The 24,771-nt window shown below is 45.9% G+C and carries 22 protein-coding genes; 7 read left to right on the forward strand and 15 right to left on the reverse strand.

Features of this window, described 5'->3' with window-relative positions:
- Both B3Z75_RS02715 and B3Z75_RS02720 read left to right on the forward strand, forming a co-directional pair.
- On the forward strand, positions 1-224 hold a 224-nt coding region (locus tag B3Z75_RS02715), incomplete at its 5' end, for a DUF3810 family protein (RefSeq protein WP_294067499.1).
- 206 nt (positions 225-430) lie between these two features.
- Positions 431-847: a DUF6146 family protein gene (locus B3Z75_RS02720; protein WP_294067501.1), complete on the forward strand. Its 417-nt coding sequence runs from the start codon at positions 431-433 to the stop codon at positions 845-847.
- Between the two features lie 87 nt (positions 848-934).
- Here the strand turns inward: B3Z75_RS02720 and B3Z75_RS02725 are convergent, their stop codons facing one another.
- Positions 935-3,352: a heavy metal translocating P-type ATPase gene (locus B3Z75_RS02725; RefSeq protein ID WP_294067506.1), complete on the reverse strand. Its 2,418-nt coding sequence runs from the start codon at positions 3,350-3,352 to the stop codon at positions 935-937.
- Between the two features lie 148 nt (positions 3,353-3,500).
- Between B3Z75_RS02725 and B3Z75_RS02730 the strand changes: the two genes are divergently transcribed.
- Positions 3,501-6,269, forward strand: coding sequence for an alpha/beta hydrolase family protein (locus tag B3Z75_RS02730; RefSeq protein ID WP_294067510.1), 2,769 nt, complete (start codon positions 3,501-3,503; stop codon positions 6,267-6,269).
- Here B3Z75_RS02730 and B3Z75_RS02735 read toward each other — a convergent pair whose 3' ends face one another.
- The 14 genes from B3Z75_RS02735 to B3Z75_RS02800 all read right to left on the reverse strand — a co-directional run bounded on the left by B3Z75_RS02735 (position 6,270) and on the right by B3Z75_RS02800 (position 21,135).
- Positions 6,270-7,055, reverse strand: a complete 786-nt coding sequence (locus B3Z75_RS02735) for a TrmH family RNA methyltransferase (RefSeq protein WP_294067512.1) — start codon at positions 7,053-7,055, stop codon at positions 6,270-6,272.
- Positions 7,056-7,072: 17 nt separating this feature from the next.
- Positions 7,073-7,543, reverse strand: coding sequence for a thioredoxin (trxA, locus tag B3Z75_RS02740; RefSeq protein ID WP_294067514.1), 471 nt, complete (start codon positions 7,541-7,543; stop codon positions 7,073-7,075).
- Positions 7,544-7,692: 149 nt separating this feature from the next.
- A complete protein-coding gene (locus B3Z75_RS02745) occupies positions 7,693-8,196 on the reverse strand; it encodes a pyridoxamine 5'-phosphate oxidase family protein (protein ID WP_294067517.1) in 504 nt (167 codons plus the stop codon).
- 109 nt (positions 8,197-8,305) lie between these two features.
- On the reverse strand, positions 8,306-8,650 hold the full coding sequence (gene rplT, locus B3Z75_RS02750; protein WP_294067519.1) for a 50S ribosomal protein L20: 345 nt from the start codon (positions 8,648-8,650) through the stop codon (positions 8,306-8,308).
- A 100-nt stretch (positions 8,651-8,750) separates the two neighbouring features.
- Complete coding sequence (gene rpmI, locus B3Z75_RS02755) at positions 8,751-8,948, reverse strand: 50S ribosomal protein L35 (protein ID WP_294067522.1); 198 nt, start codon at positions 8,946-8,948, stop codon at positions 8,751-8,753.
- A gap of 368 nt (positions 8,949-9,316) precedes the next feature.
- The gene (locus tag B3Z75_RS02760) at positions 9,317-9,847 is read right to left on the reverse strand and encodes a hypothetical protein (protein WP_294067524.1); all 531 of its coding nucleotides are present in this window, start codon (positions 9,845-9,847) and stop codon (positions 9,317-9,319) included.
- A 6-nt stretch (positions 9,848-9,853) separates the two neighbouring features.
- The gene (locus tag B3Z75_RS02765) at positions 9,854-11,434 is read right to left on the reverse strand and encodes a hypothetical protein (RefSeq protein ID WP_294067527.1); all 1,581 of its coding nucleotides are present in this window, start codon (positions 11,432-11,434) and stop codon (positions 9,854-9,856) included.
- A 303-nt stretch (positions 11,435-11,737) separates the two neighbouring features.
- A complete protein-coding gene (locus B3Z75_RS02770) occupies positions 11,738-12,145 on the reverse strand; it encodes a DUF3244 domain-containing protein (protein ID WP_294067529.1) in 408 nt (135 codons plus the stop codon).
- Positions 12,146-12,324: 179 nt separating this feature from the next.
- Positions 12,325-14,001, reverse strand: a complete 1,677-nt coding sequence (locus B3Z75_RS02775; RefSeq protein ID WP_294067533.1) for a tetratricopeptide repeat protein — start codon at positions 13,999-14,001, stop codon at positions 12,325-12,327.
- A 247-nt stretch (positions 14,002-14,248) separates the two neighbouring features.
- Complete coding sequence (gene infC, locus B3Z75_RS02780) at positions 14,249-14,803, reverse strand: translation initiation factor IF-3 (RefSeq protein ID WP_294067535.1); 555 nt, start codon at positions 14,801-14,803, stop codon at positions 14,249-14,251.
- 68 nt (positions 14,804-14,871) lie between these two features.
- Positions 14,872-16,827 (reverse strand): threonine--tRNA ligase, encoded by a 1,956-nt coding sequence (thrS, locus tag B3Z75_RS02785; protein WP_294067539.1) that lies wholly within the window; start codon positions 16,825-16,827, stop codon positions 14,872-14,874.
- A gap of 171 nt (positions 16,828-16,998) precedes the next feature.
- Positions 16,999-19,059, reverse strand: a complete 2,061-nt coding sequence (locus tag B3Z75_RS02790) for a tetratricopeptide repeat protein (RefSeq protein WP_294067541.1) — start codon at positions 19,057-19,059, stop codon at positions 16,999-17,001.
- 111 nt (positions 19,060-19,170) lie between these two features.
- A complete protein-coding gene (tsaE, locus tag B3Z75_RS02795; RefSeq protein WP_294067543.1) occupies positions 19,171-19,584 on the reverse strand; it encodes a tRNA (adenosine(37)-N6)-threonylcarbamoyltransferase complex ATPase subunit type 1 TsaE in 414 nt (137 codons plus the stop codon).
- Positions 19,585-19,590: 6 nt separating this feature from the next.
- Entirely contained in the window at positions 19,591-21,135 is a 1,545-nt protein-coding gene (locus tag B3Z75_RS02800) for a bifunctional response regulator/alkaline phosphatase family protein (RefSeq protein WP_294067545.1), read from the reverse strand.
- A gap of 324 nt (positions 21,136-21,459) precedes the next feature.
- Here B3Z75_RS02800 and B3Z75_RS02805 point away from each other — a divergent pair, with 324 nt between their 5' ends.
- Genes B3Z75_RS02805 through mscL form a run of 4 tightly spaced genes read left to right on the forward strand, consistent with a single transcriptional unit; the run spans position 21,460 to position 24,720 of the window.
- Positions 21,460-22,092, forward strand: coding sequence for a 3-keto-disaccharide hydrolase (locus B3Z75_RS02805; RefSeq protein ID WP_294067547.1), 633 nt, complete (start codon positions 21,460-21,462; stop codon positions 22,090-22,092).
- A gap of 13 nt (positions 22,093-22,105) precedes the next feature.
- Complete coding sequence (gene rocD, locus B3Z75_RS02810; protein WP_294067549.1) at positions 22,106-23,332, forward strand: ornithine--oxo-acid transaminase; 1,227 nt, start codon at positions 22,106-22,108, stop codon at positions 23,330-23,332.
- A 4-nt stretch (positions 23,333-23,336) separates the two neighbouring features.
- Positions 23,337-24,239 carry a citrulline utilization hydrolase CtlX gene (gene ctlX / locus B3Z75_RS02815; protein WP_294067551.1) on the forward strand — a complete coding sequence of 301 codons (903 nt, stop codon included), beginning with the start codon at positions 23,337-23,339 and terminating at the stop codon, positions 24,237-24,239.
- Between the two features lie 58 nt (positions 24,240-24,297).
- Complete coding sequence (mscL, locus tag B3Z75_RS02820) at positions 24,298-24,720, forward strand: large-conductance mechanosensitive channel protein MscL (protein ID WP_294067553.1); 423 nt, start codon at positions 24,298-24,300, stop codon at positions 24,718-24,720.
- Positions 24,721-24,771 lie beyond the last annotated feature (51 nt).

Here is a 24,771-nt window from a genome sequence, read left to right on the forward strand (position 1 = left end):
ATGAGGTTGAGTCATTGACATCGGCAATACGAACGGAAATAATCGCAGATTTGAGAAGAAACCGGGAGCACTGGCTGGTCGTCAGGAACAAGTCTCTCTCGGAGGTTCAGGACAGGGCCTATGATGCTTATCTGAAAACGAACAAAGTAAGCTCGGGGCGTGAGAACTACTCCGAAGTAGTTGGATTACTGATTTCAAGCTACGACATCTACATAAAAAAATAGCAAAGAAACTCCCGGAAGAACCGAGCTAACTAAAGTTTAATTCAGCTGTTATATATAGTAATAACCGGTTATAAAACGGGCATGAATTGCTTGCAGTCGATGAAAGGTAGGTATTCGCTCGCAGTGGCATAGTTCAAGCAGGCTTGACTCTGCTCATTTAGTCTAACGCGGACATTCCTTACACAAATGAAAAAATAAATAATCAGATGAAAAAGCTATTTCTTTTATTTACAGCCGTATCATTCATTGTTGCCTGCTCGGGGCCAAAAGGATTGGTAAAGATTGAACCGAACGGTAGTGAGGTCGCTCCGGAAGATTCCGTGGAATACGAGCTGATTGTCATGGATGCGGGATTCGAGACCTGGTATACACTCCAGGATTCACCGGCCAGGTACCGTTCGCAACAGTACTACGAAGGCTGGAACCAACAATATGTGTCGGCCTGGAACTATCTGGCTACACAACCGGGCAGAAGATCTTTTTTTCAGACCATCGTTGGATATGAACCGGGTGTGGACTATGGCTTCAAGCTAAACCACAAACTGTTCTACTATTTTCAGTACGTGGAACATGTTCTGGGTATTCCCATTCTGTCCTACCATCCGGTGGGCGTGGTCTTTTGAAGATATTTGTCCGCCATAACAAAGGGTAGAGCCTCAGGGCATGCCTTCACGTTGCTTTCCGGGATATTTTCCGGAAAAGAAGCATTGTCATATTTTTTTGTTCTTCAACCGCAGACTGTTCGTAACCACGCTCACAGAACTCAGAGCCATGGCCGCTCCCGCGATCATGGGATTGAGCAGGAAACCGGTGAGGGGGTACAATACACCTGCAGCAATGGGGATACCGACCACATTGTAGATAAACGCCCAGAAGAGGTTCTGACGGATTGTCTTCACTGTTTCCTGCGATAGTTGAATTGCTGTGGGGATCTTGTTCAGGTCGGAGGAGATGATGGTCATCTTGGCCACATCCATGGCAATATCACTCCCCGCTCCCATGGCGATGCTCACATCGGCCTGGGCCAATGCACTGCTGTCGTTGATGCCGTCACCCGCCATTGCCACTTTCTTTCCCTCCGCCTGCAAGCTCTTCACCAGGTCGGCCTTTTCATCCGGCATCACTCCTCCTTTGAAGCGCGCTACTCCCAACTCTTCGGCGAGCGCAGCAGCCACCTTCTCGTTGTCACCGGTATAGATGACCACCTCGATCCCCATGCTGCGTAATTTGTGTATCGCTTCCCGGGAAGTAGGTTTCATCTTGTCGGCGATGCCCACCACACCCAATGCTATTTCCTCATCGGCAAACAGCGATACGGTATGTGCCGCATCCAGCTCCAGATAAAGCTGCTGCTTGAGATCTGCCGGAATTACAATATTTTTCAACGCCATAAAATACTCGTTCCCCACGTAGTAGGGCTTCCCTTTGTAGGTTCCTTCAATCCCATGTCCGCTTACCTGCTGTACGGTCACATCGTCGAGCAAGGTGCAATTCTCCTTCAACGCAGCGGTGATGGCATCGGCCAGGGGATGTTCCGACCGGTATTCAATGCTGTAAAGGATATCGCGGTGCAGCGGCAAGGCGTCATGCGACCAGGTGATCTTGTTCACTACCGGCTTTCCTTCCGTGATGGTACCGGTCTTATCGAGAACCACCACATCGATATCTTTTGCCATCTCAAGGCTCTCGGCATCCTTGATCAGGATGCCCTTTTCGGCCCCTTTACCAATTCCAACCATGATGGCTGTGGGTGTAGCCAGTCCCAGCGCACAGGGGCAGGCAATGACCAGCACGGTCACCATGGCCAATAACCCGTACACAAAACCGGGGTCACCATCAAAGATGATCCAGGCGGCAAAACTGAGCAGGGCAATACCGATCACCACCGGCACGAAAATGCCGGCAATCTTGTCCACCAGCCCCTGCACCGGAGCCTTACTTCCCTGTGCCTCGTCCACCGCTTTGATGATCTGCGCAAGCAAGGTATCCTTCCCTACCTTTTGCGCTTTGAACCGGAAGCTCCCCTTCTGATTGATCGTTCCCGCATATACTTTTTCGTGCTGTTTCTTTTCCACGTGAATGGGTTCGCCCGAGATCATGCTCTCGTCCACGAAAGAGCCGCCTTCGGTCACTTCTCCGTCCACGGCAATCTTCTCTCCCGGCTTCACCAGTATGATGTCGCCGACCAATACCTCCGCAATAGGAATCTCTTCCGGCTCCCCATCACGGAAGACTATTACGGTAGAGGGCTGTAAACCCATCAATTTTTTGATGGCATCGGAAGTATTCCCCTTAGCCCTCGCCTCCAGCATCTTCCCAAGCAAGATAAAGGCAATGATCACTCCCGCGGCCTCAAAGTATACATGTGCCTCCAAGCCACGGCTTTCCCAGAATTCGGGCCAGATCATATTGAAAAGGCTGAACAGATAGGCGATGCCGGTACTTAATGCGACAAGTGTATCCATATTGGCAGAGCGGTGCCGGGCCTGCTTCCAGGCACCGACAAAAAAACGACGCCCAAAAATAAACAAGATTGGCGTTGCCAGGGCGCACATAATGATATTGGCATAGGGTGCATTCATAAAAAACATGCCGACGATCACAAGCGGAATAGCCAGCACCATGGCCCAGATAGTATGTCTGCGAAGTTTTCTGTAGTTTTCCTCCGCTATTTGCTCCACATGTTCAAAAGAAGCCTCTCCCTCGTCGACAAGCATGTCATACCCTATCTCTTGTAAAGAGCTCTTCATATCGGAGGGTGTAACAATCCCGGGTAGAAATTCAATATTTCCTTTTCCATTTCCATAATTCACCGAGACACTTATGACACCCGGCACATAGGAGAGGATATTCTGTGAGCTTGAAGCACAAGCAGCACAGGTCATGTTCAGCACGGGACGGGATATCTTTTCGGTACGTACTTCGCCTCCGGCATGACGAACCGTCGACACGACCTCCCGAAGGATCCCGGCGGCATCCTCCGCACGCTTCTCCTCGAGGGTGAGTAAAATATTGTTGTTTCTTTTGTCGTACTCAACAGCGGCAATCCCCTCTGTCTTTTCAATGGATCCTGCCTGCGGGAGAGCACCTCCGGTGAGTTGTATGCTGTATTTGTTATTTGCTGTCATTCTAAATGTTATATTGCTTCATTTAAAAACAATTATGCGAGTGTAAGGTTCAAAAACCGAAGGTTTAAGGTTGTTCGCATGTGAAATAATTGTATTTTTGTTTATTCGCATTGTTCACACAATCTGTCAAGTAATATAATTCTGGTCTATGCATAAATTCTTTCTTTCATTGCTCCTTTTCTTATTAACCGCATTCTCTCTTTTTCCGCAGAAGAAACCACTCGACCATTCTGTGTACGACACCTGGAAGAGCCTGGTGAACAACGCCGTAAGTGATGACGGCAAAATAGTGGGTTCGCTCATATCCCCGCAAGAAGGGGATACCTCTCTTTTCATAAAAAATAACGCCGAAAATCGTACCCTCACGGTGGAGAGGGTAAAAAGTTACGCACTCTCCCCCGACGGCAGATGGACGGTAGGACTGATCAAAGCTCCCTACGCCGCTCGTCGTCAGGCCCGCATCGACAAAAAGAAAAAGGATGAGATGCCGGTAGACTCTCTGCTGATTATTGATAACCTTTCGTTTGCAACGAAGAAGATTCCGGAAGTGAAATCTTACAAAACAGCGCCAGAATTCAACTCTCATATTGCTTACACCTTCAGCCTGCCAAAAGAGAAAGGCAACAAAAACGATGCCAAACAGAAAGAGATCGTCATTTTGCGTAATCTGCTGACTCAGGATGAGGACACCTTTAGAAATGTCAAAGAACATATTTTCAATAAATATGGGAATAGCTTCGCTGTGGCAATTCAACCAGATAAAACAGATTCAACAGATGTACCGCACGTTATATTTGTGGACCTGATGAACAATACACAAAAGATCATCTCACGCGAGAAAATGGAATACAGATCGCTCGCTTTCGACGAACCGGGTGAGCGACTCGTATATCTCGCCACGGCAGACACCTCAAAAGTGGCACAAAAGGTGTATGACATACGCTATTACGTTGCCGGTGCTGATTCGGCCGTGATACTGGCTGACAGAAGCGCTTCGGGACTACCGCACGGATGGATCTTTAACGAGCACGCCGCGCCTTCGTTCAGCAAGAACAGCAAGCGACTCCTCGTTGGTGCCGCCCCCATGCAGAAGCCCAAAGACACGACCCTTGTCGACTTTGAGATGGCCAGCCTCGACATTTGGCACTGGAAGGAACCTCTCATTCCGCCACAACAGCTGGTTCAGCTGAAAAGAGAAGAGAGCAGGACATACTCAGGCATCGTCGATCCCGGATGCAACAACCAATTTATTCCCCTAACCTCCCAGGAAATGCCTTATGCAACTGTGGCCGATGAGGGCAACGGAGAGTATGCGCTTTTGTGGTCCGACAAGCCATACCTGCTGGAGAGCCAGTGGGATATCTCCTCAAAACAGGATGTATGGATAAAAAATTTGCAAGACGGCAGCCTGTATGAACTTGGCAAACCGTTGCACGGAAAGCCGGCCCTGTCACCACAGGGGAATTATACCATTTGGTGGGATGCCGGCGAGCGACACTGGTTTGCCTTTGACAACCGCAATAAATTAGCAAAGAACCTGACCAGGGATATTCCGGTAAACTTCTGGAACGAAAAGCACGACACCCCCTCACCGGTGGGGTCGTACGGCATCGCTGCCTGGACAGAAAATGATGAGTATGTGCTGATCAACGATGCGTTTGACATCTGGAAAATTGATCCTTCGGGCAAGAAAAAGGCAGTAAACATGACTCACTTTGCAGGACGTACCGACTCCATCAGATTCCGATATGTACATACCGATCCCGAAAAACGATTCATAAAAGAGGATGACCTGCTGCTCCTTTCGGCTTTTGACCAGGTTCGCAAGGAAAGTGGCTACTACACATTGGCACAGAAAGGACGTACCCCGCTGAAGAAAAGGATTTTGGAGAAATTTACGTTCACCGGGCTGAAGAAAGCCAGGGAAGCTGATATGGTTGTTTACCAAAAGAGCAACTTCCACACATCACCCGATCTGTATGTGACCAAAGACTTCTGGAGATCTTCGGACAAAATTACCGGGATCAACCCGCAAATGAACGACTTTAACTGGGGCAGAGCTGAACTCTTTTCCTGGACTTCTCACGCAGGTATCCCTTTGCAAGGCATCCTCTACAAGCCGGAAGATTTTGATCCGCTCAAAAAGTATCCGGTGATGATTTATTTCTATGAAAAGCATTCCGATGACCTTTACCGCTGGTTCACACCGGCACCCAGCCGTTCTGTCATTAACATACCCTTCTTTGTAAGCCGGGGATACCTTGTTTTCACCCCCGACATCCACTATACTGTAGGACATCCGGGCAAGGATGCTTACAATGCGGTTCTTTCCGGGGCGGAAGCACTTGCCGAAAACAGCTGGGTGGATAAAGAAAATATGGCCATTCAGGGGCAAAGCTGGGGTGGCTATCAGGTCGCTTATCTGGTCACACAGACAAACCTGTTTAAGGCGGCAGGAGCCGGTGCACCTGTATCAAACATGACCAGCGCTTACGGAGGTATCCGGTGGGAATCAGGCATGAGTCGCCAATTTCAATATGAGCAGACCCAGTCGCGCATCGGGTCCACATTGAACGATTCTTTGCAGCTCTATATTGAAAACTCTCCGGTATTCTTTGCAGACAAGGTCGAAACACCGCTGCTGATCATGCATAACGACAAGGACGGAGCTGTTCCGTGGTATCAGGGGGTGGAGCTCTTTATGACCCTCCGCCGCCTCGGAAAACCGTCATGGCTGTTACAATACAACAACGAAGCACACAATCTGGAACATCGCCGCAACAGCAAAGACCTCTCCATACGGCTGCAACAGTTCTTCGATCACTACCTCAAGGGAGAAGCTGCACCGGCATGGATGACACGCGGGGTACCCGCCACGGAAAAGGGCAAAACCTGGGGTTATGAAACGGTGGAATGATTAAAACCCGCGCTGCCGCATCGCTTCAAAGGTAAGAATTGCAGTAGAGACAGAGACATTGAGCGAATCAATTTTCCCACGCATCGGAATCTTGATTCGCTTTGTCGCATTGTTTAACCAGAAATCGGTCAGTCCCTCCGCTTCGGTCCCCATTACGATGGCGGAGGGTAGTTTAAAATCAATGTTTTGGTAAAATTCAGCAGCCTGCAACTCCGCAGCATACACCGCGATCTTGTTATTCTGCAGCCAATCCAATGCTTCTTCGGAGGTACAGACAGCTGTCTGCACGGTAAACAGGCCTCCTACGCCGGACCGGACCACATTGGGATTGTAGAGGTCGGTTTGCGGGTCACATACGATCACCGCATCCACGGCGGCAGCATCAGCAGTACGCAGTATGGCACCCAGGTTGCCGGGCTTCTCTACCGACTCGAGAAGGATCAGAAAAGGATTTTCGGAGAGCCGGATATCGCTCAACCTGTGCATTTTTGGTTTGGCAAGTGCCACGATCCCGTCGGAGTTCTCCCGGTAGGCAATCTTCTCAAAGACGGCAGGGGAGATATCAAAAACAATGTTTCCGGGCAACGCATGCAGCAGATTCGGATATTTACTGTGGGAATACATTTCGCGACACACATAGACCGACTCCATCTGGTAATTGCTCTGCAAAGCCAGAGAGAGCTCACGCGCACCTTCGATCACAAAAAGCTGTTGCTCACGTCTCTCTTTTGTTTTCGACAGTTTGACAATATTTTTAATGGCTGGGTTTTGCAGGCTGGTAATCATTCCATACAAATTAAGGATCAAAGATCGGTACGTTGCTCCTTTTTCAGCAGAAAAGTGTCGATCGCTTCCTTGAATGACTTTTTCGGCAGGGCGCCCATTGCCATCTGGGGCTGTTCGTTCATCGGAATAAAAAGGAACATCGGAATACTTTGTACCCCGAACATACGTGCCAGTTCAGGTTCTTTATCCACATCAATCTTATAGACGTAGATGTCATCGCCATATTCCGCGGCCAGATCCGACAAAATGGGTGACGTGATTCGGCAAGGTCCGCACCAGGTGGCATAAAAATCCACGATGGCAGGCTTATCGCCATTATATTTCCAGACTTCCGGATTACTTTCGTAGTTGAACACCTTTTCAAGAAAGGTTGCTTTGGTCAGTTCTATTGGTTTTGCCGTTATATTGTTCTGCGAGCTGGAAGGTTCGGCTGCAGAAGCGGCGAACACAATGATTAGTGTTGCTAAGAGGGTAGAAATTTTATTCATTTTAAATAACGGGTTTTACTGTGATTTTTTATAAATGTCATTTATAAACAGTCCGGAAGGAACAAATGTTTACGGTGACCGGTACACAAGCTCTCTATCAACAAAAATATCGGCAAGCAGCAAGCAGCAAAAAAACACCGAATCGTTGATCAAAAGATGGAGCGATCTTTATACTTGTAGACATTTTTACTGGGCACTCCAAATTCTCTTGCCGAAACATTTTCAAGCGCTACCTTCCATATCTTTACATTCTTCACAGAAGGTGCCGAGTAACTGAATTCCCTGTCGGAGTACTGACGCATAATAATATTCAACGCATTTACCTTTTCATCATACTCATCTTCAAAAACCACTTTGCCACGACAAATCACGCTATCGGCACGCACCCGGTAGCTGCAGGCCACCTCTTCGTCCTGCCACATCAGCTTTGGATCGGTGCAGAAAGTGATGCAAACATTGGGGTTTTTTTCGAGAATGGAGATGGAATGTCCCTCCTGTGCGGAATGCAGATAGATGATTTCGTCTTCGTAACCGAAATTCATCGGCAACACATAGGGGATACCATTCTCGTCGGCCATCCCCACATAACACAATGTACAACTGCGGATTAGATCCTCAATCCGGTCCTGTTCTTCCAACTGATAGGTTCTCATAGCGCTCTTTTAAATTTCTTTTTCAGCCGTTGCCGGCAAAGATAAATAAAAAAAGGAAAAACCATCTCCTGATTCTTCCTTTCTATGCTCAATCAACGAAAATGTGACGTCACTTCACTTTATCCACGATTGCCTTAAACGCTTCGGGATGGTTCATTGCCAGGTCGGCAAGCACCTTACGGTTGATTTCTATTTCATGCTTATGCAGCGCTCCCATCAACCGTGAATAGGACATGCCGTTCTCACGGGCAGCTGCATTGATACGCTGGATCCACAAAGCGCGGAAGTTGCGTTTTTTGTTTTTGCGGTCACGATAGGCATAGGTCAACCCTTTCTCCCATGTGTTTTTGGCTACGGTCCACACATTTTTGCGGGCACCGATATAGCCTCTTGTAAGTTTCAGAACTTTTTTTCTGCGGTTGCGCGAGGCAACATGATTGACTGATCTTGGCATAATGTTACTTGTTTTGAATGATAGCGTCTCTGTCGTGCAGAGCTCTTCGGAGCATACATCCTGTTACTAAATCTCTTTACTGGAAACCACCCGGCATGCATTACTTCAACGCCAGCAGTGTTTTAATGCTGTTTACGTCAGATTTGTGAACAAGGCCCGAATGCGTAAGATTTCTCTTCTGCTTTTTGGTCTTCTTCGTCAAAATATGACTTTTGTACGCATGTTTCCGCTTGATTTTTCCTGTTCCGGTAAGGGCGAACCTCTTTTTGGCACCGGAATTAGTCTTCATTTTTGGCATTTTGCTGTCTTCGAATTAGTGAATATTTTTTTCTTCGTTTTCTCCGCGGTCAGGCGAAAAAGTTTGCAAAAGTAATGATTTTATCCGAACAATCAAAACATTATCCTTCTATTTTTTAGGGTCTGCGATCAACTAATTACTGACATATTGTAAAGTATAAAATATCGGTTAAAGTAAAAGACACCAGTTTCTAAGGGATATAATCTCAATGGGGATCTTTTGCCGGGAAGAGACAAAGGGAACAATGCCTGCCAGTACTAGTAACGCCAAGCAATCATGACAATTCCCTACCGTACCCTCCGTCGGTAAGATATCCGCGATTACTTCTTAATCCTCCTTGCAATCCAGTTTTCGTCGCAGCGAGACAATCATATGGGAGCAGAGAAATCATAATTATTTCGTCCAGTCATTTTTAAAACTTGCACATTACCTGACAAGTCTGAATAATCAAAGAATATTTTTATATCCTGTTCATACTGATGATAGTTCAAAAGATCATCAGAGAAAGTTGATTTTAATCCGACCTCATTGTAATAATTACTTACAAAATAAATAAGTATTTTAGATAAACTGGTTGGAGGAGTTATTTTATAAGCTCCATTGTCTTCAATCTGATCAATTTTATCCGGATAAATAATATCTGTACCGTATCCATGCACTAATCTACCTCCAAAAAATCTATATAATGTTACTTCAGTGAGTGAAATATTATAAAAAATATATACCTTGGTTCCGGTATCGGGTAAATACTCATTGTGATTTTCTGGCTTGTAGAAAATCTCGAAATTCAAGATCGCACACCCCTCCTCAACAGGGACTTCTATGATTTCCTTGTGCTCACAATTACTGAAAATCAAAAAAAGTAATAGAATTGCAAAAATATTTTTTAGATTCTTCATATTCTATTAATCAAAAAATTTAGGCGCTATATAAATACGATAATATCCGGTTTCATATTTTTTATTGAAATTGGGAATAATCTTCTCTCCCTTTCTTGTGTTCTTACTAATATAATCCTTATTCATTACAATTTCATCACCAAAGTTAATAATAATTTCTCCTAAATTATCATTATCAAGCATAGTCGTAATTTCATAAGTAAAACTATGAGTTTCTTTTGTTGAGGATCCAAATTTAATACCTTGTTTAACCGTATCCCCAAATGTTACATCATAGCCGAAGTTAGTCGCAAATTCAGAAGTGCTTGTCTGTGTGACTTTCTGGGTTTGAGACTGATCAACTTCTTCGACAACAATCTTTGCTGAATAGCTATAGTAATTCAAGTCCCATTCAAATAATGAGATATTTGGATTCACGTAAAGGTTTTCTACTCCGACGACTTGATATATATCTGAATTTCTTGGACTTGTATTTGTGATAACCTTAAAAAGATCTTCTGGCTGTACTCTAAAAGACGTAATAACTTCAGAACCCCCAAAATTTTTTGCTCCATGATATACTTTTATCCTAAATTCAAATTCTCCATCTGTCCATGGAGTATAAAACGATCTTCCACTCCCGCCAGGTGTCGTAACTAATGGTTTCAAATGCCAGTAACCGTCTAATTTAGGTTCATCATTCTGGTCGCTTATTTTATTTACATTCCCCAATCCATTGTTGATCATTTCAAAACCGACAACGCTCTCTTTAAATCTTAAATCAAATGGCCCTCTATCGATATCTTTTGTCAGATTATAATATACATAATCTCTTTGCCAACCTTCAGTGTTATTTTTGAAATAGTCATAAGAATCTATACCTTTTTGATATTTTTCATAATCGAAAATAAGAATATTGGAATTTCTAAATTTTAGATTTTCTGTAATATTATCAAAATTGGGATCAATGAATTGAAAATCAACACCTGTAGATCTACTCCTAAATGTTACACCTATATTTTTTAAATTATTATCCCTTACAACAACTCTTTCATTTTCTTTCAAGACGACGATTGGGAATCCTGGAATTTCATCACTTAAAAGTGTAAAAGACTCGCCCATAGCATTATATACGGGAACCACATTATTATAAGTTCGAATGGCTACTTTTGGTATTTCAAAGTCGGTGTTCCATTTTTCTGCAGAAAAAGAATTTTCAGGTAATGAAGGTACAAATAAAGTTAAAGTGGGATATTCTTTCAATAGTACTAATAAGTCTTCTTCACTAATGTATTTATTTAATTGATCCTCAAGGGTATTTCCATTACCCAAATCTGTATCTTTAATTAACATTAATAGAACATCATAATCATGATTGAATCTTTTCAACGCTTCACCTTTAATCAAGTCCCTCGTTTCTTTACTCTCGTCGAATACTTTCGCTAATGCAATAGCTAAATCTTCAATTAATTCATATGGTTTTTTTACGCTGATTTTTTCAATCTTTTCTTCCTCTTTTACTAAATCTTCATTCTTATTACACGAAAAAAATAAAAATATCACAACTATCATTAAAGTAGTTGTGAAATAATAAAATTTTGTTTTCATCACTAAGTGTTTTAAATTAACCATAATATTAATAAAAAATTCAATGGGTATCAATTGTTTAAATCATTATATTGACGAAAGAATGTATCAAATCAACTGGACCCATATCCTTACATAAAATTTCGTATGATAATTTGACTCCTTTTATCCTTGACGGGATTTATGTGTCATACGAAACTAGGGTAGTCATACGCTTTCTGTTCAAACGAACACCTCCTCCTGCCTTCGGGAAGAAGCTGGTAAAAACATCAACTCTGTCTACGACAGATAGATCGGTTGGAGATGATCTATCCGCATTTAGGTTCAGATTTCAAGATCACCATACATCATCCCCTTTTCGTTACTGAAAGTAATGGTATATACCCCCGAAGATAGTCCCAACAGCGGAATAAAAGACTGAAGATGCGCCGAGGTGTTTACCACGGTTTCATAAATCTGCTCTCCCGTGCTTTCGGTGAGCGTGACTCGCACATTTCCTAAATTTTTGTAAAACGTTGCCAAGATAAAATCACCCTGAATTTCGGCTGTAACTACATCGCCTCCAGAACGAAGACCGCCAGTTTCAAATTTTCCTCTCAGGTCTATCTTATTTGTTTCGGTAATTGTTTTACCGTCAGTTACCGGCATGATCCCCATGTCTGCGGCGACAGGAAACCATAACCACCCCGCACAAAATACACATAATAGAACTTGCCTTTTCTTCATAAGCATTATTTATCAAATTCGACGATAAATATAGGCTAACCTTTATAAATGATCTGTATAGATATGGGTTTTTCTTGTTAACATATAGGTTTTTCTTGCTCTACAAATACAATAATCTAATTATCAATATATTGAAAAGTTTAACATATAGATTTTCAATGGATGGCTGTAAGGTTTGTGGACAATTAGCGCGATAACTGGTCAATATGCCCGGCAATGTCGCCGCTAGGCCCCAGACCCACTTTTCTCCGTATATCGGTCCGGCGTGTTTGTACGGTGTGGACACTTTGGTGAAGAACCAGGGATATTTCTTTTACCCTGAAACCGGCATATGTAAGTATACATACACGGAATTCGGTTTCGGTAAGATCGGGATATTTCTCCCGTATCTTTCCGGCAAGCCCCGGCCGCATGGTGTTGAATACCCGGAACAAGGCGTCCCATGCTTCTTCGATACTTTCTTCTCCATACACTATTTTGTTGAACCGCTCGCCCCACAAGGCTCCCCCGGAAGTAGATTTTCCGGACCGGGTCATTTCCTGATTCAATTCCATCACTTTTCTGATAATATCGAACCCAAGAAGAAGATCTTTACGCAAGTCTAACTGTTTTTGGTACACGGTGCTTTCCAGATCACGCTTCATTTCTTTCAGGGTATCGAGGTTGCGCCGGATTTCAGCCTGCTTGTTCTTCTGCCTGACCCAATACCACGTGAACAACTCTCCGCCCACTATACCCACAGCCAGCAGCGCAATGATCCATAACTGGCGGATAGACAAGTCCTGATAATACTGTTTTTGCATCTGTCCGTAATCGTATTTCAGGTGTGCTTCATATACCAACTGCCTCTCCCTTTCTTCCATAATACGGTGGAGCGTATTCATGCGCTCGTCCTGGTAAACGAAGGCCGCTTCATAGTTAGCCTGTTCTTTTTCCCGTCTGGCCAAGTAAGAGTATGCGCTCGCCTTAAAATAATCGTCCTCCGCGGCAGATAGAAGTCGCTTCAACTGTTCCGTATGCCATACAGCGGAATCCGAGCGTCCCATCACTGTGTATAATTCGGCAAGATTCAGGTAATAACGGGGCAGCTTGGTGCTGTCGGTATTGAAGCGGAACGATTGGTGGAGGTATGTTCCGGCTTTATCGAACTGTTTGGTTTCCTTGTACATCACGCCCAGATTCTGCGCCAACAGGCTTTGCAGCTGAAGATCTTCATCGTTTCCGGCCAAATCCAACCCTTTATGGAAAGAGAGTAAAGCGCTGTCTGGTTGATCCAACAGCGCATACATTTGTCCTATGGCGCTAAAACATTGCGCTTGTTTGTGTGGTTCGGCATCGTAAAGTTGTGCCGCTTCTTTATAATTTTTCAGCGCTACCCGATAGATTCCCTGCTCCGCGAACAAGTCACCGAGATTATATTGTATCAATCCCTGCAAATCAGAATTATTGGTTTGACGGGCATGCTTCCTCGCCTCTTTGTATAATTGTACCGCATTTTCGTATTCCTTCCGTTCACGATAAACACAGCCGCTATAAAACCAAGCTAGTGCAGCCAACCGAGGCTCTTTCCTGTCAGAAAAATAATCACGCGCCCGGAAGATCAAGGTATCTTCTGCGACAGGGCGGTGTGTTTTATAGCGCGCCTGTACTCGCAGCACCAAATAACGCACATAATCTTCGAAAAAGAGGCTTTCTTCGGGATAGAAAATGGAATCGATCAGTTGCATGGCGCTGTCGGGGTTGCTTTCGATAAGTCGTTCGGCATCTGCCAACAGCATGGAGGCTTCGGGCTGGGGGTTACTACACTCCACAAAAAAAGACAACCATAAAGCCATAAATAGGGTATAGCATACACTCTTCATCGATTTACCGTTACTCAGTTTGTTCCCGTAGTGCAAATATAGTAAAGCTGGGAGAAAAATCAAACTCTGATCTTTTCCGTCCGGATGATGTGCATGCACATTGCCAGAAGACAATTTGTAGGTACCCGCATGACAGATATCCTTTTTCTTTCCATGACGGGCAGTGGAACGAAACGGAAGAGAGATAAAAAACCGGCTAAACAATTTTAGCCGGCACTGTTTTTCCACGACTGCGAAAGAGAGTCATTCACGCTTCTTTTGACTCCTTCCTGGGTGCAGGGGTTCCTTTTTTGGGAGAGAGCATGATGGACATACGTTTTCCCTCCATGATGGGCAAATGCTCCACCTTGGCATACTCTTCCAGTTCATTGGCAAAGCGCAATAACAGTACCTCCCCCTGCTCTTTAAATAGAATGGAACGTCCTCTAAAAAACACATACGCCTTCACTTTCGAGCCTTCAGCCAGGAAGTTCATCGCGTGTTTCAATTTAAAGTTATAGTCGTGATCGTCTGTTTGTGGTCCAAATCTAATTTCTTTCACCGTTACTTTGACCGATTTTGCTTTTTGTTCTTTCAGCTTTTTCTTTTGCTGATAAACAAATTTCTTGTAATCGATGATCCTGCATACAGGAGGTTTCGCCGTAGGCGCAATTTCAACAAGGTCCAATTCCTGTTCTTCGGCTATCTTTAATGCTTCTCTTGTGGAATAAATGCCCTCCGTCACGTTATCGCCTACTAACCGGACTTCCGGAACCCGGATGCGTTCGTTGATCCGGTGCTGGTCTTTTGAGTCTTTTCTCATTCGGTGATGTTAATGTTTGCTCTGTTTGATTTATTTATATATTTTAAAATTCGTTGCTACACAAAAGCTTAATTTGACCGGACAGAAGGATTCATCATATCCTCTACCTCCCGTGCAATCGTTTCTGCAAATGTAATCAATTTTGTGGAACCTTGATCTATCCCACCCTGTTTTCTTACAGAAACCTCTTCATTTTCTGCCTCTTTCTCACCGACTATCAACAGATAAGGTATCCGTTTCAATTCGTTGTCCCGAATCTTGCGCCCCACCTTTTCGTTGCGGTCGTCCACTTCGGCACGGATATCGAATCGTTTTAATTCTTTCGCCACACAACGGGCATAGTCGTTGAACTTTTCGCTCACAGGCAGAATCACTGCTTGTGTAGGCGCCAGCCACAAAGGGAATTTACCGGCGGTATGTTCAATAAGGACAGCCACGAATCGCTCCATGGAGCCAAAGGGTGCCCTGTGAATCATTACCGGACGGTGCTTCTGGTTGTCAGCGCCGGTATACTCCAACTCAAACCTGTCGGGCAGGTTGTAATCCACCTGTATGGTGCCCAGCTGCCAGCGCCGTCCCAACGCATCTTTCACCATAAAGTCGAGCTTTGGCCCATAGAATGCAGCCTCACCGGTTTCTACTTTTGCTTTGAGCCCTTTCTCCTGGCAAGCCTCCACGATGGCACGTTCTGCCTTCTCCCAATTTTCGTCGGTACCGATATACTTGTCCTTGTCGTTCGGATCACGCAACGAGATCTGAGCCTCAAAATTTTCAAATTCAAGCGCTTTGAAGATGATGAAGATGATATCCATCACTTTCAGGAACTCCTCTTTTACCTGGTCGGGTGTACAGAAGATATGAGCATCGTCCTGTGTAAAACCGCGTACGCGGGTCAGTCCGTGCAACTCGCCGCTCTGCTCGTACCGATAGACTGTGCCAAACTCTGCCAAGCGGAGGGGCAGGTCTTTGTAAGAGCGTGGAAATGCTTTGTAGATCTCACAGTGGTGTGGGCAGTTCATTGGTTTCAGGAGAAACTCCTCTCCCTCTTCGGGCGTATGGATCGGCTGAAATGAATCTTTTCCATATTTGGCATAATGCCCCGAGGTCACGTAGAGCTGTTTGTGTCCGATATGGGGCGTGATGACCTGATCATAATCGAACTCTCGCTGTATTTTCTTCAGGAAATCTTCCAGCCGGAGCCGCAACTGTGTTCCCTTCGGCAACCACAGGGGGAGGCCTGCTCCCACCGTTTGTGAAAAATGAAACAGCTGGAGCTCCTTGCCAATTTTCCGGTGATCCCTCTTTTTAGCCTCTTCGAGCATGACCAGATACTCATCAAGCATTTTCTTTTTGGGGAAAGTGATACCATAGAGTCTTGTCAGCTGGGGCCGTTTCTCGTCTCCCCGCCAATAAGCACCTGCCGCAGACAATACTTTCACTGCCTTAATATAGGAGGTGTTGGGCAGATGAGGACCGCGGCACAAGTCGGTAAAACGTCCCTGTGTATAGGTAGTGATGGTACCGTCTTCGAGCTCGCTGATCAGCTCCACCTTGTAATGTTCGTCGCGTTCTGCAAACATTCTGAGGGCATCGTCTTTGGAGATATTCTCCCGTTGGATCTCTTCCCGGGCGACAATCAGCTCCATCATTTTCTTTTCGATGGCAGGGAAGTCACTCTCTTTGATGGCAACCCCTTCACCCGGATCCACATCGTAGTAAAATCCGTTTTCAATGGCTGGCCCGATTCCGAATTTGATGCCTGGATAAAGTTCCTGTAAGGCTTCTGCCATAAGGTGAGCCGAAGAGTGCCAGTAGGCATGCTTCCCTTCTTCGTCCTCCCATTTGAGCAGATTTACAGTAGCATCCTCCTCTATGGGGCGTGCCAGATCCCATGTTTCACCGTTCACGCTTACAGCCAGCACCTCCTGCGCCAACCGTTGGCTGATACTTTGTGCTATCTCTAATCCCGTTACTCCTTTTTCAAATTCCCTCACGGAGGCATCGGGAAATGTAATTTTTATCATGCTATGTTGTCCTTAATGTATCTTCTTTGTAATGCGACTGCAAATGTAGTGATTTTGTGGTTGATGGAACAGCAAAACCAGAAGAAAATTGTACTCGGCGTTGTTTGACAATTTATTTCCTGCTACCTGTTTATTCCGATAGCGATCAAACTTACCTGCTGAACAATCCAATTATTGCATCCGTTTGATGATGCTGTACGACTGAACGATACCCAATTCTCCAGCTTTGCGCAAGTCATCAAGTCCCTTTGCCGTCTCACCGATGGCAAGGCGAGAGATGCCACGATTGAAATAGGCTTCTGCAAATTGCGGTTCCAGCTCGATGGCTTTTGAGTAATCTGCAATAGCGGCACGATAATCCTTCTCGAGGCTGAAAATCTCAGCCCGGTTATAATAAGCATAAATGAAATCGGGGTTGAGACGGATAATCTCTCCGTATTCCTTCAGAATCCCTTCATAATCGATCGATTTGGTTGAGATCTCCGGCATCCTGGGCTTTCCTGCAATATTGCTTAATTCGGGCAGGTTGACGCCTATAGTGCCATCCATCATTCGGGGATCACTCTGCAAGCGCTCATATTCCAGCTGCTTGGAGCGCACCACAGCATGTGCAAAATGGGCAAGCAGCATGTCCGGTTTCAGGGAAATTACTTTATTCAGGTCTTTGAGTGCACTTTCGTAATCCTGCACAAGCATAAAATCCATTGCTCTTCCAAAATAGAGAGACGGGTTCGCGGGTTCACTCTCCAATCTCATTGAGTAATTGTCGATAGAGCGGAAATGGGTCTGTATCTGCAGTTCGTTCAGTGGAGCCTCGTTGTTGGTCGCCTTCAGAATCCATGCAAGGCCAAAGTCGTTGTTGGCCTTTTCCATCACCTCGGAATAATATACCGGCCGGTGCACCTCAAATGCACGTTCATAGTATGTGAGGACAAACATCGGCTCGGGGTCCACCGGAGCATGTATGTTCTGCACCTTGCCCCTGCTTTGGCGTTGATACTGCGTCTTTTGAGAAGTATCCTTATCGGCTACAACCAGCATCGTAAACTTCTCGATGTCCTGATCGGCCTGTTCACGGGTATCCTTCGCTTCACCCTGTTTACGAGCTTGTTTAAATGGCTCGGGGTTTGTCGTAGCTATCTTACGGGCTTTTGCCTCTTCAGCACGGGCCAGCATATAGTCATTTTCGGCACCGCGCAGATCATTCATTTCCCGCTTCAGTTGCGACCTCATGTAATATGCGGTGAAAAAATCGGGATGGGCCGCGATGACTACATTCAGGTCTTCCAGTGCCGCCACTACGTTGCCTGTCTCACTGTGCAGCATGGCACGGTTCAAATAGGCAATTGTATTACCGGGCTCCAGCTCGATTACCTTGTCGAAGTCACGGATAGCCCGGTTGTTGTCGCCCACCTGTGCCCGCAACAAGCCCCGGTTAAAACGGGCAATGAGGTTGTTCTCATCCGTCTCAATCACCCTGTCGTAATCGGCCATTGCTCCGCGAAGGTCGTTTAGGTGGTACTTCACCAGCCCCCGGTTGATATAGTTTCCTTCGAAATAGGGATCTAACCGGATGGCTTCATCCAGGTCGGCCAGTGCCTTGTTGTATTCTTTCTGCTGAAGATAAAGCACTCCACGTGAGGCAAATGATTGCGACGTGTAGGGGTCAATTTCGATTGCCTTATCGATGTCGGCCAGCGCACTTGTGGTATCTTTCATTTCCAGATACATCTGTGACCGTGTAAGATAACCGGGTGTATAATCGGGAAAACGACGTAGCAGTATTTCAAAAAACTTCGCTGCCACATCATATTGCTCCAGCTCCACATTGACTATTCCCATGTTCACCAGTGTAATCCGGTCCTCAGGAAAAAACTCCAGGCTCCGCTGATAATCGGTCGCAGCCTGGTCATATTTTTCCTGGTTCTGCCGTGCGGCACCGCGCAACTGGTAGGCTGCCGTATAATAGGGATTGCGTACCAGACACTCGGAGGCATCTTCTTCGGCACCTTTGAAGTCGTCAAGCATGAATTTAGCCATTGCCCTGAAATAATAGGGATCGGCCAGGTAAGGCTTCGCCGTGATCACCTGATTGAAATATTGAATGGCCAGCACATAATCCTCGAAATAGAGCGCATTCTTGCCGATCATCATCACGCGGTCAGTATTAACCTGCGCCGATGCAGGCAGGAAGAGAAGCACGATGCATGCTGTCAATATCAATTGTTTCATTTTTGACCCTTTGTTTGTGCGAATATTGGAATTTTTCTGCATGTTGTATCGAAAACGTTTGCTATTTTAGAGTGTTTATGAGGCGGAACGTTTAAATAATGTCCGTCTCTTCTACATACGTTCCAGGATCCTGCGTCCGTCGTCGGCCACCCGGATGGTTATCTTCACGGTATTTTCGGGCAGAATGGGTTCTACCAGTTCCGGCCACTCAATAAAGCAGACGTTGCCACTGTAAAAATAATCTTCGTACCCGAAATCGAAGGCCTCTTCGAGTTTGTTGATACGATAAAAATCGAAATGAAATATCGCCCTCCCCTCTTTGTCCCTGTATTCATTAATGATTGCAAAGGTGGGACTTGAAACAGTTTCAGTCACACCCATCTCTTCAGAAAGTGCTTTGATAAAAGTGGTTTTTCCGGCCCCCATGCTGCCGTAAAAAGCGAATACCTTGCTGTCTCCCATCTCCCGCAGGAAAGTACGGGCTGCATCTCTGATATCCTTCAAGTCATTGATTTCTATTTGCATATTTGGCTATTTCGGATTTAGTGTGATGAGGGGGACCATCATCTCTTCCATAGAGATCCCCCCGTGTTGAAAACTTTGTGCGTAGTACGACACATGTTGGTTGTAATTGTTGGGATAGACAAAGAAGTCGTTTTGCATGGCAAAGATGTAGCGGGTACTCATGCGGGGAGTTGGCAAGCCGAAGTCTTCGGGATGAAGCATCTCGAACAGTTTCTTTGGCTCATATCCCAAATTTTTTCCCACTTTATAACGGAGGCTTGTGTTTGTCTCTTTGTCGCCCAGCACCCGCACCCCGTTCTTCACCCGGATAGAGCCGTGATCTGTGGTAAGCACGACTCTATAACCTTTGCCGGCAATCTTTTTCAGGAGTGCAAACAGGGGGGAGTGCAAGAGCCATGATCGCGTGAGGGAACGGTATGCTGCTTCGTCGGCAATCAGTTCACGAATCATTCTCGAATCGGTTCTCGCGTGCGAAAGCATATCGATGAAGTTGAACACCCACACGTGGAGGTCATTCCTCTCCAATTCGGAAAAGTGCCTGTTCAACTCCTCCGCCTCAAGGTTGGAATTTATTTTTTTGTACGACAGAAGCGGCGACAATTGATTTCTCTCCAGTTGTGCCCGAATGAGAGATTCTTCAAGCAGGTTCTTTCCCTCCTCCTCCGTCTCGTCAACCCATAAGCCGGGATACTGTGCTGCCAGGTCCCGCGGCATCAGTCCCGAAAAAATGCTGTTCCTTGCGTATGGTGTGGCAGTAGGGAGTATACTGAAATAAAGCTCTTCGTGGCAAACAAAATAATCGGCGATCATCTCCTTCACTGCCTGCCATTGATCGAACCGAAAGTTGTCGATCAAAATAAAAAACAACTTTTCTCCTTTGCCAATTGCCGGCATCACCGTTTCCTCAAACAGCGCGGGACTCATTAGCGGACGGCCGGCAGTCTGTCTCATCCATTTTGGATAGTGTCTGCGGATAAATCTGGCAAACGCGCTGTTGGCTTCCGTCTTCTGAGACGCCAACAGTTCCTTCATCGGGTTATCAGCCTGCTCCAGCTCCAGCTCCCAATGAACCAGCTTCTTGTAGACGGAAATCCAATCGTCAGCCGAACGACAGCTGCCTATTTCTTCACTTAATTGGCCGAACAGCTGTCGGTAATTTACCGTGACAGTTTCATATATAAGCGCCTTTTTGTCGAGAATCTTCTTGATGGTCATCAGCACCTGGTTTGGATTGACCGGTTTAATCAGGTAGTCGGCAATTTTATTGCCGATCGCGCAGTTCATGATTCCCTCATCCTCACTCTTTGTAACCATCACCACAGGCACGTCGGGTGCGACCTCCTGCAAACCGGAAAGTGTCTCCAGACCGGACAGGCCCGGCATATGTTCATCCAGAAAAATAGTATCGAACAATGTCTGCCGCGCTCGCTCAATCGCGTCGAGCCCGTTGTTGGTGCACTCCATAGAGTAACCTTTCTCTTCCAGAAAGAGCATATAGGGTTTCAGCAGATCAATCTCATCGTCCACCCAAAGAAAACGTGCTTTATTCATCTTGGTTACCACCCGGCTTACATGCTGAAAGAAATTGGGCAAATGTATCCATTTCCGTTGTATCTGACAACCTTTTTTGCTTTTTTAGGAACAGATATAGAACGAGTAATAAACTGCACAGTTTACCTTTCTCCATCTATCCGGACGATGACAGGATTATTTTTTTTGTTTTTGGTGTTTTTTTATTTAAAAAGTGTATTTTTGTGAAAATAGATCTTTGTACCAATATTTTAAACCCCGATACAAAAAAAAGAACCAGATGCCTGAAACAAAATAAGTATTCACAGGTTCAATACAATGCATGAATATAAAAACAGCAGCCAAATGAAATACAGACAATTAATAACCACTCTCCTTTTTGTTGCAACAATCGGTTGTTCGTCCCGACAGCCGGAAAAAATTTTTAACGGAAAAGACCTTTCGAACTGGAACTTTGTTTTGGAGGACGATTCCGTACCGACAAGTCATGTTTTTTCGGCTGATGAGGGTATTATTACCGTAAAGGGAGAACCACTAGGTTACATGTATACCAGAAAGAAATACCGTGACTTTACCTTGGAGCTGGAATACCGATGGGCAAATGAGGCGAGCAACAGCGGCGTTTTCTTTTTGATAGAAGAGCCGGCAACCCCCTTTCCGAAAGGCATTGAGTGTCAACTCAAAGCCGGCAAGGCAGGAGATCTTGTTTTGCTGTCGGGGGCTGTTTTGAAAGAATATGTCCTTCCGGAAGGCATGACCGAACGGCCCAAATTCCCGGTGGTAGAGAAGAAGGAGCCATCGAGCGAAAAACCTGCAGGTGAATGGAACAAGGTGAAGATTCAAGTGAAGGGGGGCATTGCGGACATATACATCAATGATGTACTGCAAAACAGTGCTACCAGCGAGGTAAAAGAGGGACATATCGGCCTGCAGAGTGAAGGAAAGGAAATTCAGTTTCGAAATCTTGTAATTGAATAACGGATATAAGGAAATGCCAACAGCCGAATCAAAGCAATATATCGATTTAGAAGAGAAATACGGCGCGCACAACTACCATCCACTGCCGGTTGTATTGTCGCGGGGAAAGGGATGCTACGTGTGGGATGTAGACGGCAAAATGTATTTCGATTTTCTATCGGCCTATTCAGCAGTAAACCAAGGACACAGTCATCCCAAAATTGTGACAGCTCTCAATACACAGGCGGAGACACTTTGCCTTACTTCCCGTGCTTTTTATAACGACGCGTTGGGACCCTACGAAAAGTATATGCACGATTATTTCGGCTACGACAAGATTCTCCCCATGAACACTGGGGCAGAAGCGGTGGAGACAGCACTTAAACTGACCCGCAAATGGGGCTACCAGAAGAAAGGAATTCCCGAGGACGAAGCAATCATTGTAGCATGCGAGGGTAACTTTCACGGACGCACCGTCACCATTGTCTCGCTTTCTACCGATCCGGAAGCCCGCGCCGGCTACGGCCCCTACACACCGGGTATAGAGGTTGTCCCCTACAATGATGTGACTGCCTTGTCATCGATCTTTGAAGAAAAAGGAGCCTCCATCGCGGGATTCCTGGTGGAACCCATACAGGGAGAGGCCGGAGTAATTGTGCCGGATGAGGGATACCTGAAAGGGTGTTACGACCTGTGTAAGGCCTACGATATATTGTTCATTGCCGACGAAATACAGACGGGAATAGGGCGCACCGGCAGGGTGTTATGCTGCGATCACGAAGGCGTACGCCCCGACATCGTGATCCTGGGAAAAGCCCTCTCGGGAGGAGTATTGCCCGTTTCGGCGGTATTGGCCGACGACGAGGTTATGCTGACGATACAACCTGGACAACACGGCTCTACCTTTGGCGGCTTTCCCCTGGCATGCAAAGTAGCTACGGCCGCGTTGGAGGTAGTGAGAGAGGAAAAACTGGCGGAGAAAGCCGATAGGCTGGGCAACATCTTCCGCGATGAGCTGAAGAAGATAAAAAGTCCTTTCATTCGGCAAGTCAGGGGAAAAGGGTTGCTCAACGCCATTGTTGTTGCGCCCTACAATGGGAAAGAGGCCTGGGACCTATGTATGAAGATGGCGGAAAACGGCTTGCTGGCTAAACCTACCCACGGTCATATCATTCGGTTTGCACCTCCGCTGGTGATCACCGAAGAGGAATTGAGGGAAGCCATTGCCATTATCAAAGAATCGGTAACATCACTGGAATAAGCATATGCAAACCACCTCGAAGATTCTGATGATCCGCCCTGCCCGCTTCGCATTCAACGAGGAGACGGCACAGAATAATTTTTTTCAACAGAAAGTAGATAGCAACTCTGTGGCTGAAAAAGCGCGGGAAGAGTTTGACGCCTTTGTTCAGTTACTTCGGGGAAAGGATGTGGATGTGATGGTTGTCCAGGATACGCCGGAGCCCTGGACACCCGATGCTCTGTTTCCAAACAACTGGTTTTCTTCTCACATTACCGGGGAGTTGGTGTTATATCCCCTGTTTGCCGAAAATCGTCGAAAAGAAAGGAAACCGGAGGTATTGGAGCTCTTGCGTCGAAAAATAAACCATCGCAAGCTAATTGACCTCACTCACTGGGAGGAGGAGGGTGAGTTTCTGGAGGGTACCGGGAGCATGATCTTTGATCGTGACAGGCAGATCGCCTACTGTTGCCGTTCACCCCGTACTTCGGAAAAAGTACTGGCCGAATTTTGTGCCCGCATGAACTACGACTCGGTTATTTTCGACGCTCTGGATAAAGAAGGGAAACCTATTTATCATACCAATGTGATGATGGAAGTAGGGTCACAGGTTGCCGTGATCTGCCTTGAATCAATCCGGGACCGGAATGACCGGCAAAGGGTGTCATCAAGGCTGACTGCCTCGGGAAAGATCATCGTGGAGATAACTTTGGAACAAGTGACCCGTTTCGCAGGCAACATGCTGGAGATAAAGAGCCGCAACGGCACCCCCATTATGGTGATGTCGTCGTCGGCACGCAATTCCTTGACACCCGCACAGGAGTCAACCCTGTCCACTTTCAACAAGATTGTGTCGCCCGATTTGCACACCATTGAAACTGTCGGTGGCGGGTCGGCGCGCTGCATGCTGGCAGAAATTTTTTACTGATTGTTTTTGAGCTACACAGAAGTAGAACTATATTATCCAACCCTTTAATCAAAAAACTATGTCATTTAAATCAGAACTGAAAGAGTTTTTAATGCGAGGCAGTGTCGTAGACATGGCCGTAGGTATTGTAATCGGCGGCGCATTCGGAAAGATCGTCACCTCTTTTGTGAACGACATCCTTATGCCACCGATTGCATTGATCTCAAACCAGGGACAATTTACAGATCTCAAACTTGTTTTGAGACAGGCAGCAATGGAGGGTGCTGAGGTGGTATCGCCTGCTGTCACATGGAACTATGGCGCCTTTATTCAGGCCATTGTGGACTTTCTGATCATTGGCACGGCCATTTTCCTTGTCATCAAGGGAATGAACTCCCTAAAACGGAAGAAGGAGGAAGCTCCTGCCCCGGAAGCTGCTCCCGAACCCACCAAAGAGGAATTGTTATTGACTGAGATCCGCGATTTGTTGAAAAACAAATAATTTTTTCTGAGATTATCAGACACTTTCACAACAACCTGTCATCTTCGTCCG

It is taken from the genome of Proteiniphilum sp. UBA1028, from assembly GCF_002316955.1.
Classification (GTDB): Bacteria; Bacteroidota; Bacteroidia; order Bacteroidales; family Dysgonomonadaceae; genus Proteiniphilum.

Coding starts and splice junctions, on each gene's coding strand:
- B3Z75_RS02720 (WP_294067501.1), top strand. CDS start 431: ATGAAAAAGCTATTTCTTTTATTTACAGCCGTATCATTCATTGTTGCC.
- B3Z75_RS02725 (WP_294067506.1), bottom strand. CDS start 3,352: ATGACAGCAAATAACAAATACAGCATACAACTCACCGGAGGTGCTCTC.
- B3Z75_RS02730 (WP_294067510.1), top strand. CDS start 3,501: ATGCATAAATTCTTTCTTTCATTGCTCCTTTTCTTATTAACCGCATTC.
- B3Z75_RS02735 (WP_294067512.1), bottom strand. CDS start 7,055: ATGATTACCAGCCTGCAAAACCCAGCCATTAAAAATATTGTCAAACTG.
- trxA (WP_294067514.1), bottom strand. CDS start 7,543: ATGAATAAAATTTCTACCCTCTTAGCAACACTAATCATTGTGTTCGCC.
- B3Z75_RS02745 (WP_294067517.1), bottom strand. CDS start 8,196: ATGAGAACCTATCAGTTGGAAGAACAGGACCGGATTGAGGATCTAATC.
- rplT (WP_294067519.1), bottom strand. CDS start 8,650: ATGCCAAGATCAGTCAATCATGTTGCCTCGCGCAACCGCAGAAAAAAA.
- rpmI (WP_294067522.1), bottom strand. CDS start 8,948: ATGCCAAAAATGAAGACTAATTCCGGTGCCAAAAAGAGGTTCGCCCTT.
- B3Z75_RS02760 (WP_294067524.1), bottom strand. CDS start 9,847: ATGAAGAATCTAAAAAATATTTTTGCAATTCTATTACTTTTTTTGATT.
- B3Z75_RS02765 (WP_294067527.1), bottom strand. CDS start 11,434: ATGAAAACAAAATTTTATTATTTCACAACTACTTTAATGATAGTTGTG.
- B3Z75_RS02770 (WP_294067529.1), bottom strand. CDS start 12,145: ATGCTTATGAAGAAAAGGCAAGTTCTATTATGTGTATTTTGTGCGGGG.
- B3Z75_RS02775 (WP_294067533.1), bottom strand. CDS start 14,001: ATGAAGAGTGTATGCTATACCCTATTTATGGCTTTATGGTTGTCTTTT.
- infC (WP_294067535.1), bottom strand. CDS start 14,803: ATGAGAAAAGACTCAAAAGACCAGCACCGGATCAACGAACGCATCCGG.
- thrS (WP_294067539.1), bottom strand. CDS start 16,827: ATGATAAAAATTACATTTCCCGATGCCTCCGTGAGGGAATTTGAAAAA.
- B3Z75_RS02790 (WP_294067541.1), bottom strand. CDS start 19,059: ATGAAACAATTGATATTGACAGCATGCATCGTGCTTCTCTTCCTGCCT.
- tsaE (WP_294067543.1), bottom strand. CDS start 19,584: ATGCAAATAGAAATCAATGACTTGAAGGATATCAGAGATGCAGCCCGT.
- B3Z75_RS02800 (WP_294067545.1), bottom strand. CDS start 21,135: ATGAATAAAGCACGTTTTCTTTGGGTGGACGATGAGATTGATCTGCTG.
- B3Z75_RS02805 (WP_294067547.1), top strand. CDS start 21,460: ATGAAATACAGACAATTAATAACCACTCTCCTTTTTGTTGCAACAATC.
- rocD (WP_294067549.1), top strand. CDS start 22,106: ATGCCAACAGCCGAATCAAAGCAATATATCGATTTAGAAGAGAAATAC.
- ctlX (WP_294067551.1), top strand. CDS start 23,337: ATGCAAACCACCTCGAAGATTCTGATGATCCGCCCTGCCCGCTTCGCA.
- mscL (WP_294067553.1), top strand. CDS start 24,298: ATGTCATTTAAATCAGAACTGAAAGAGTTTTTAATGCGAGGCAGTGTC.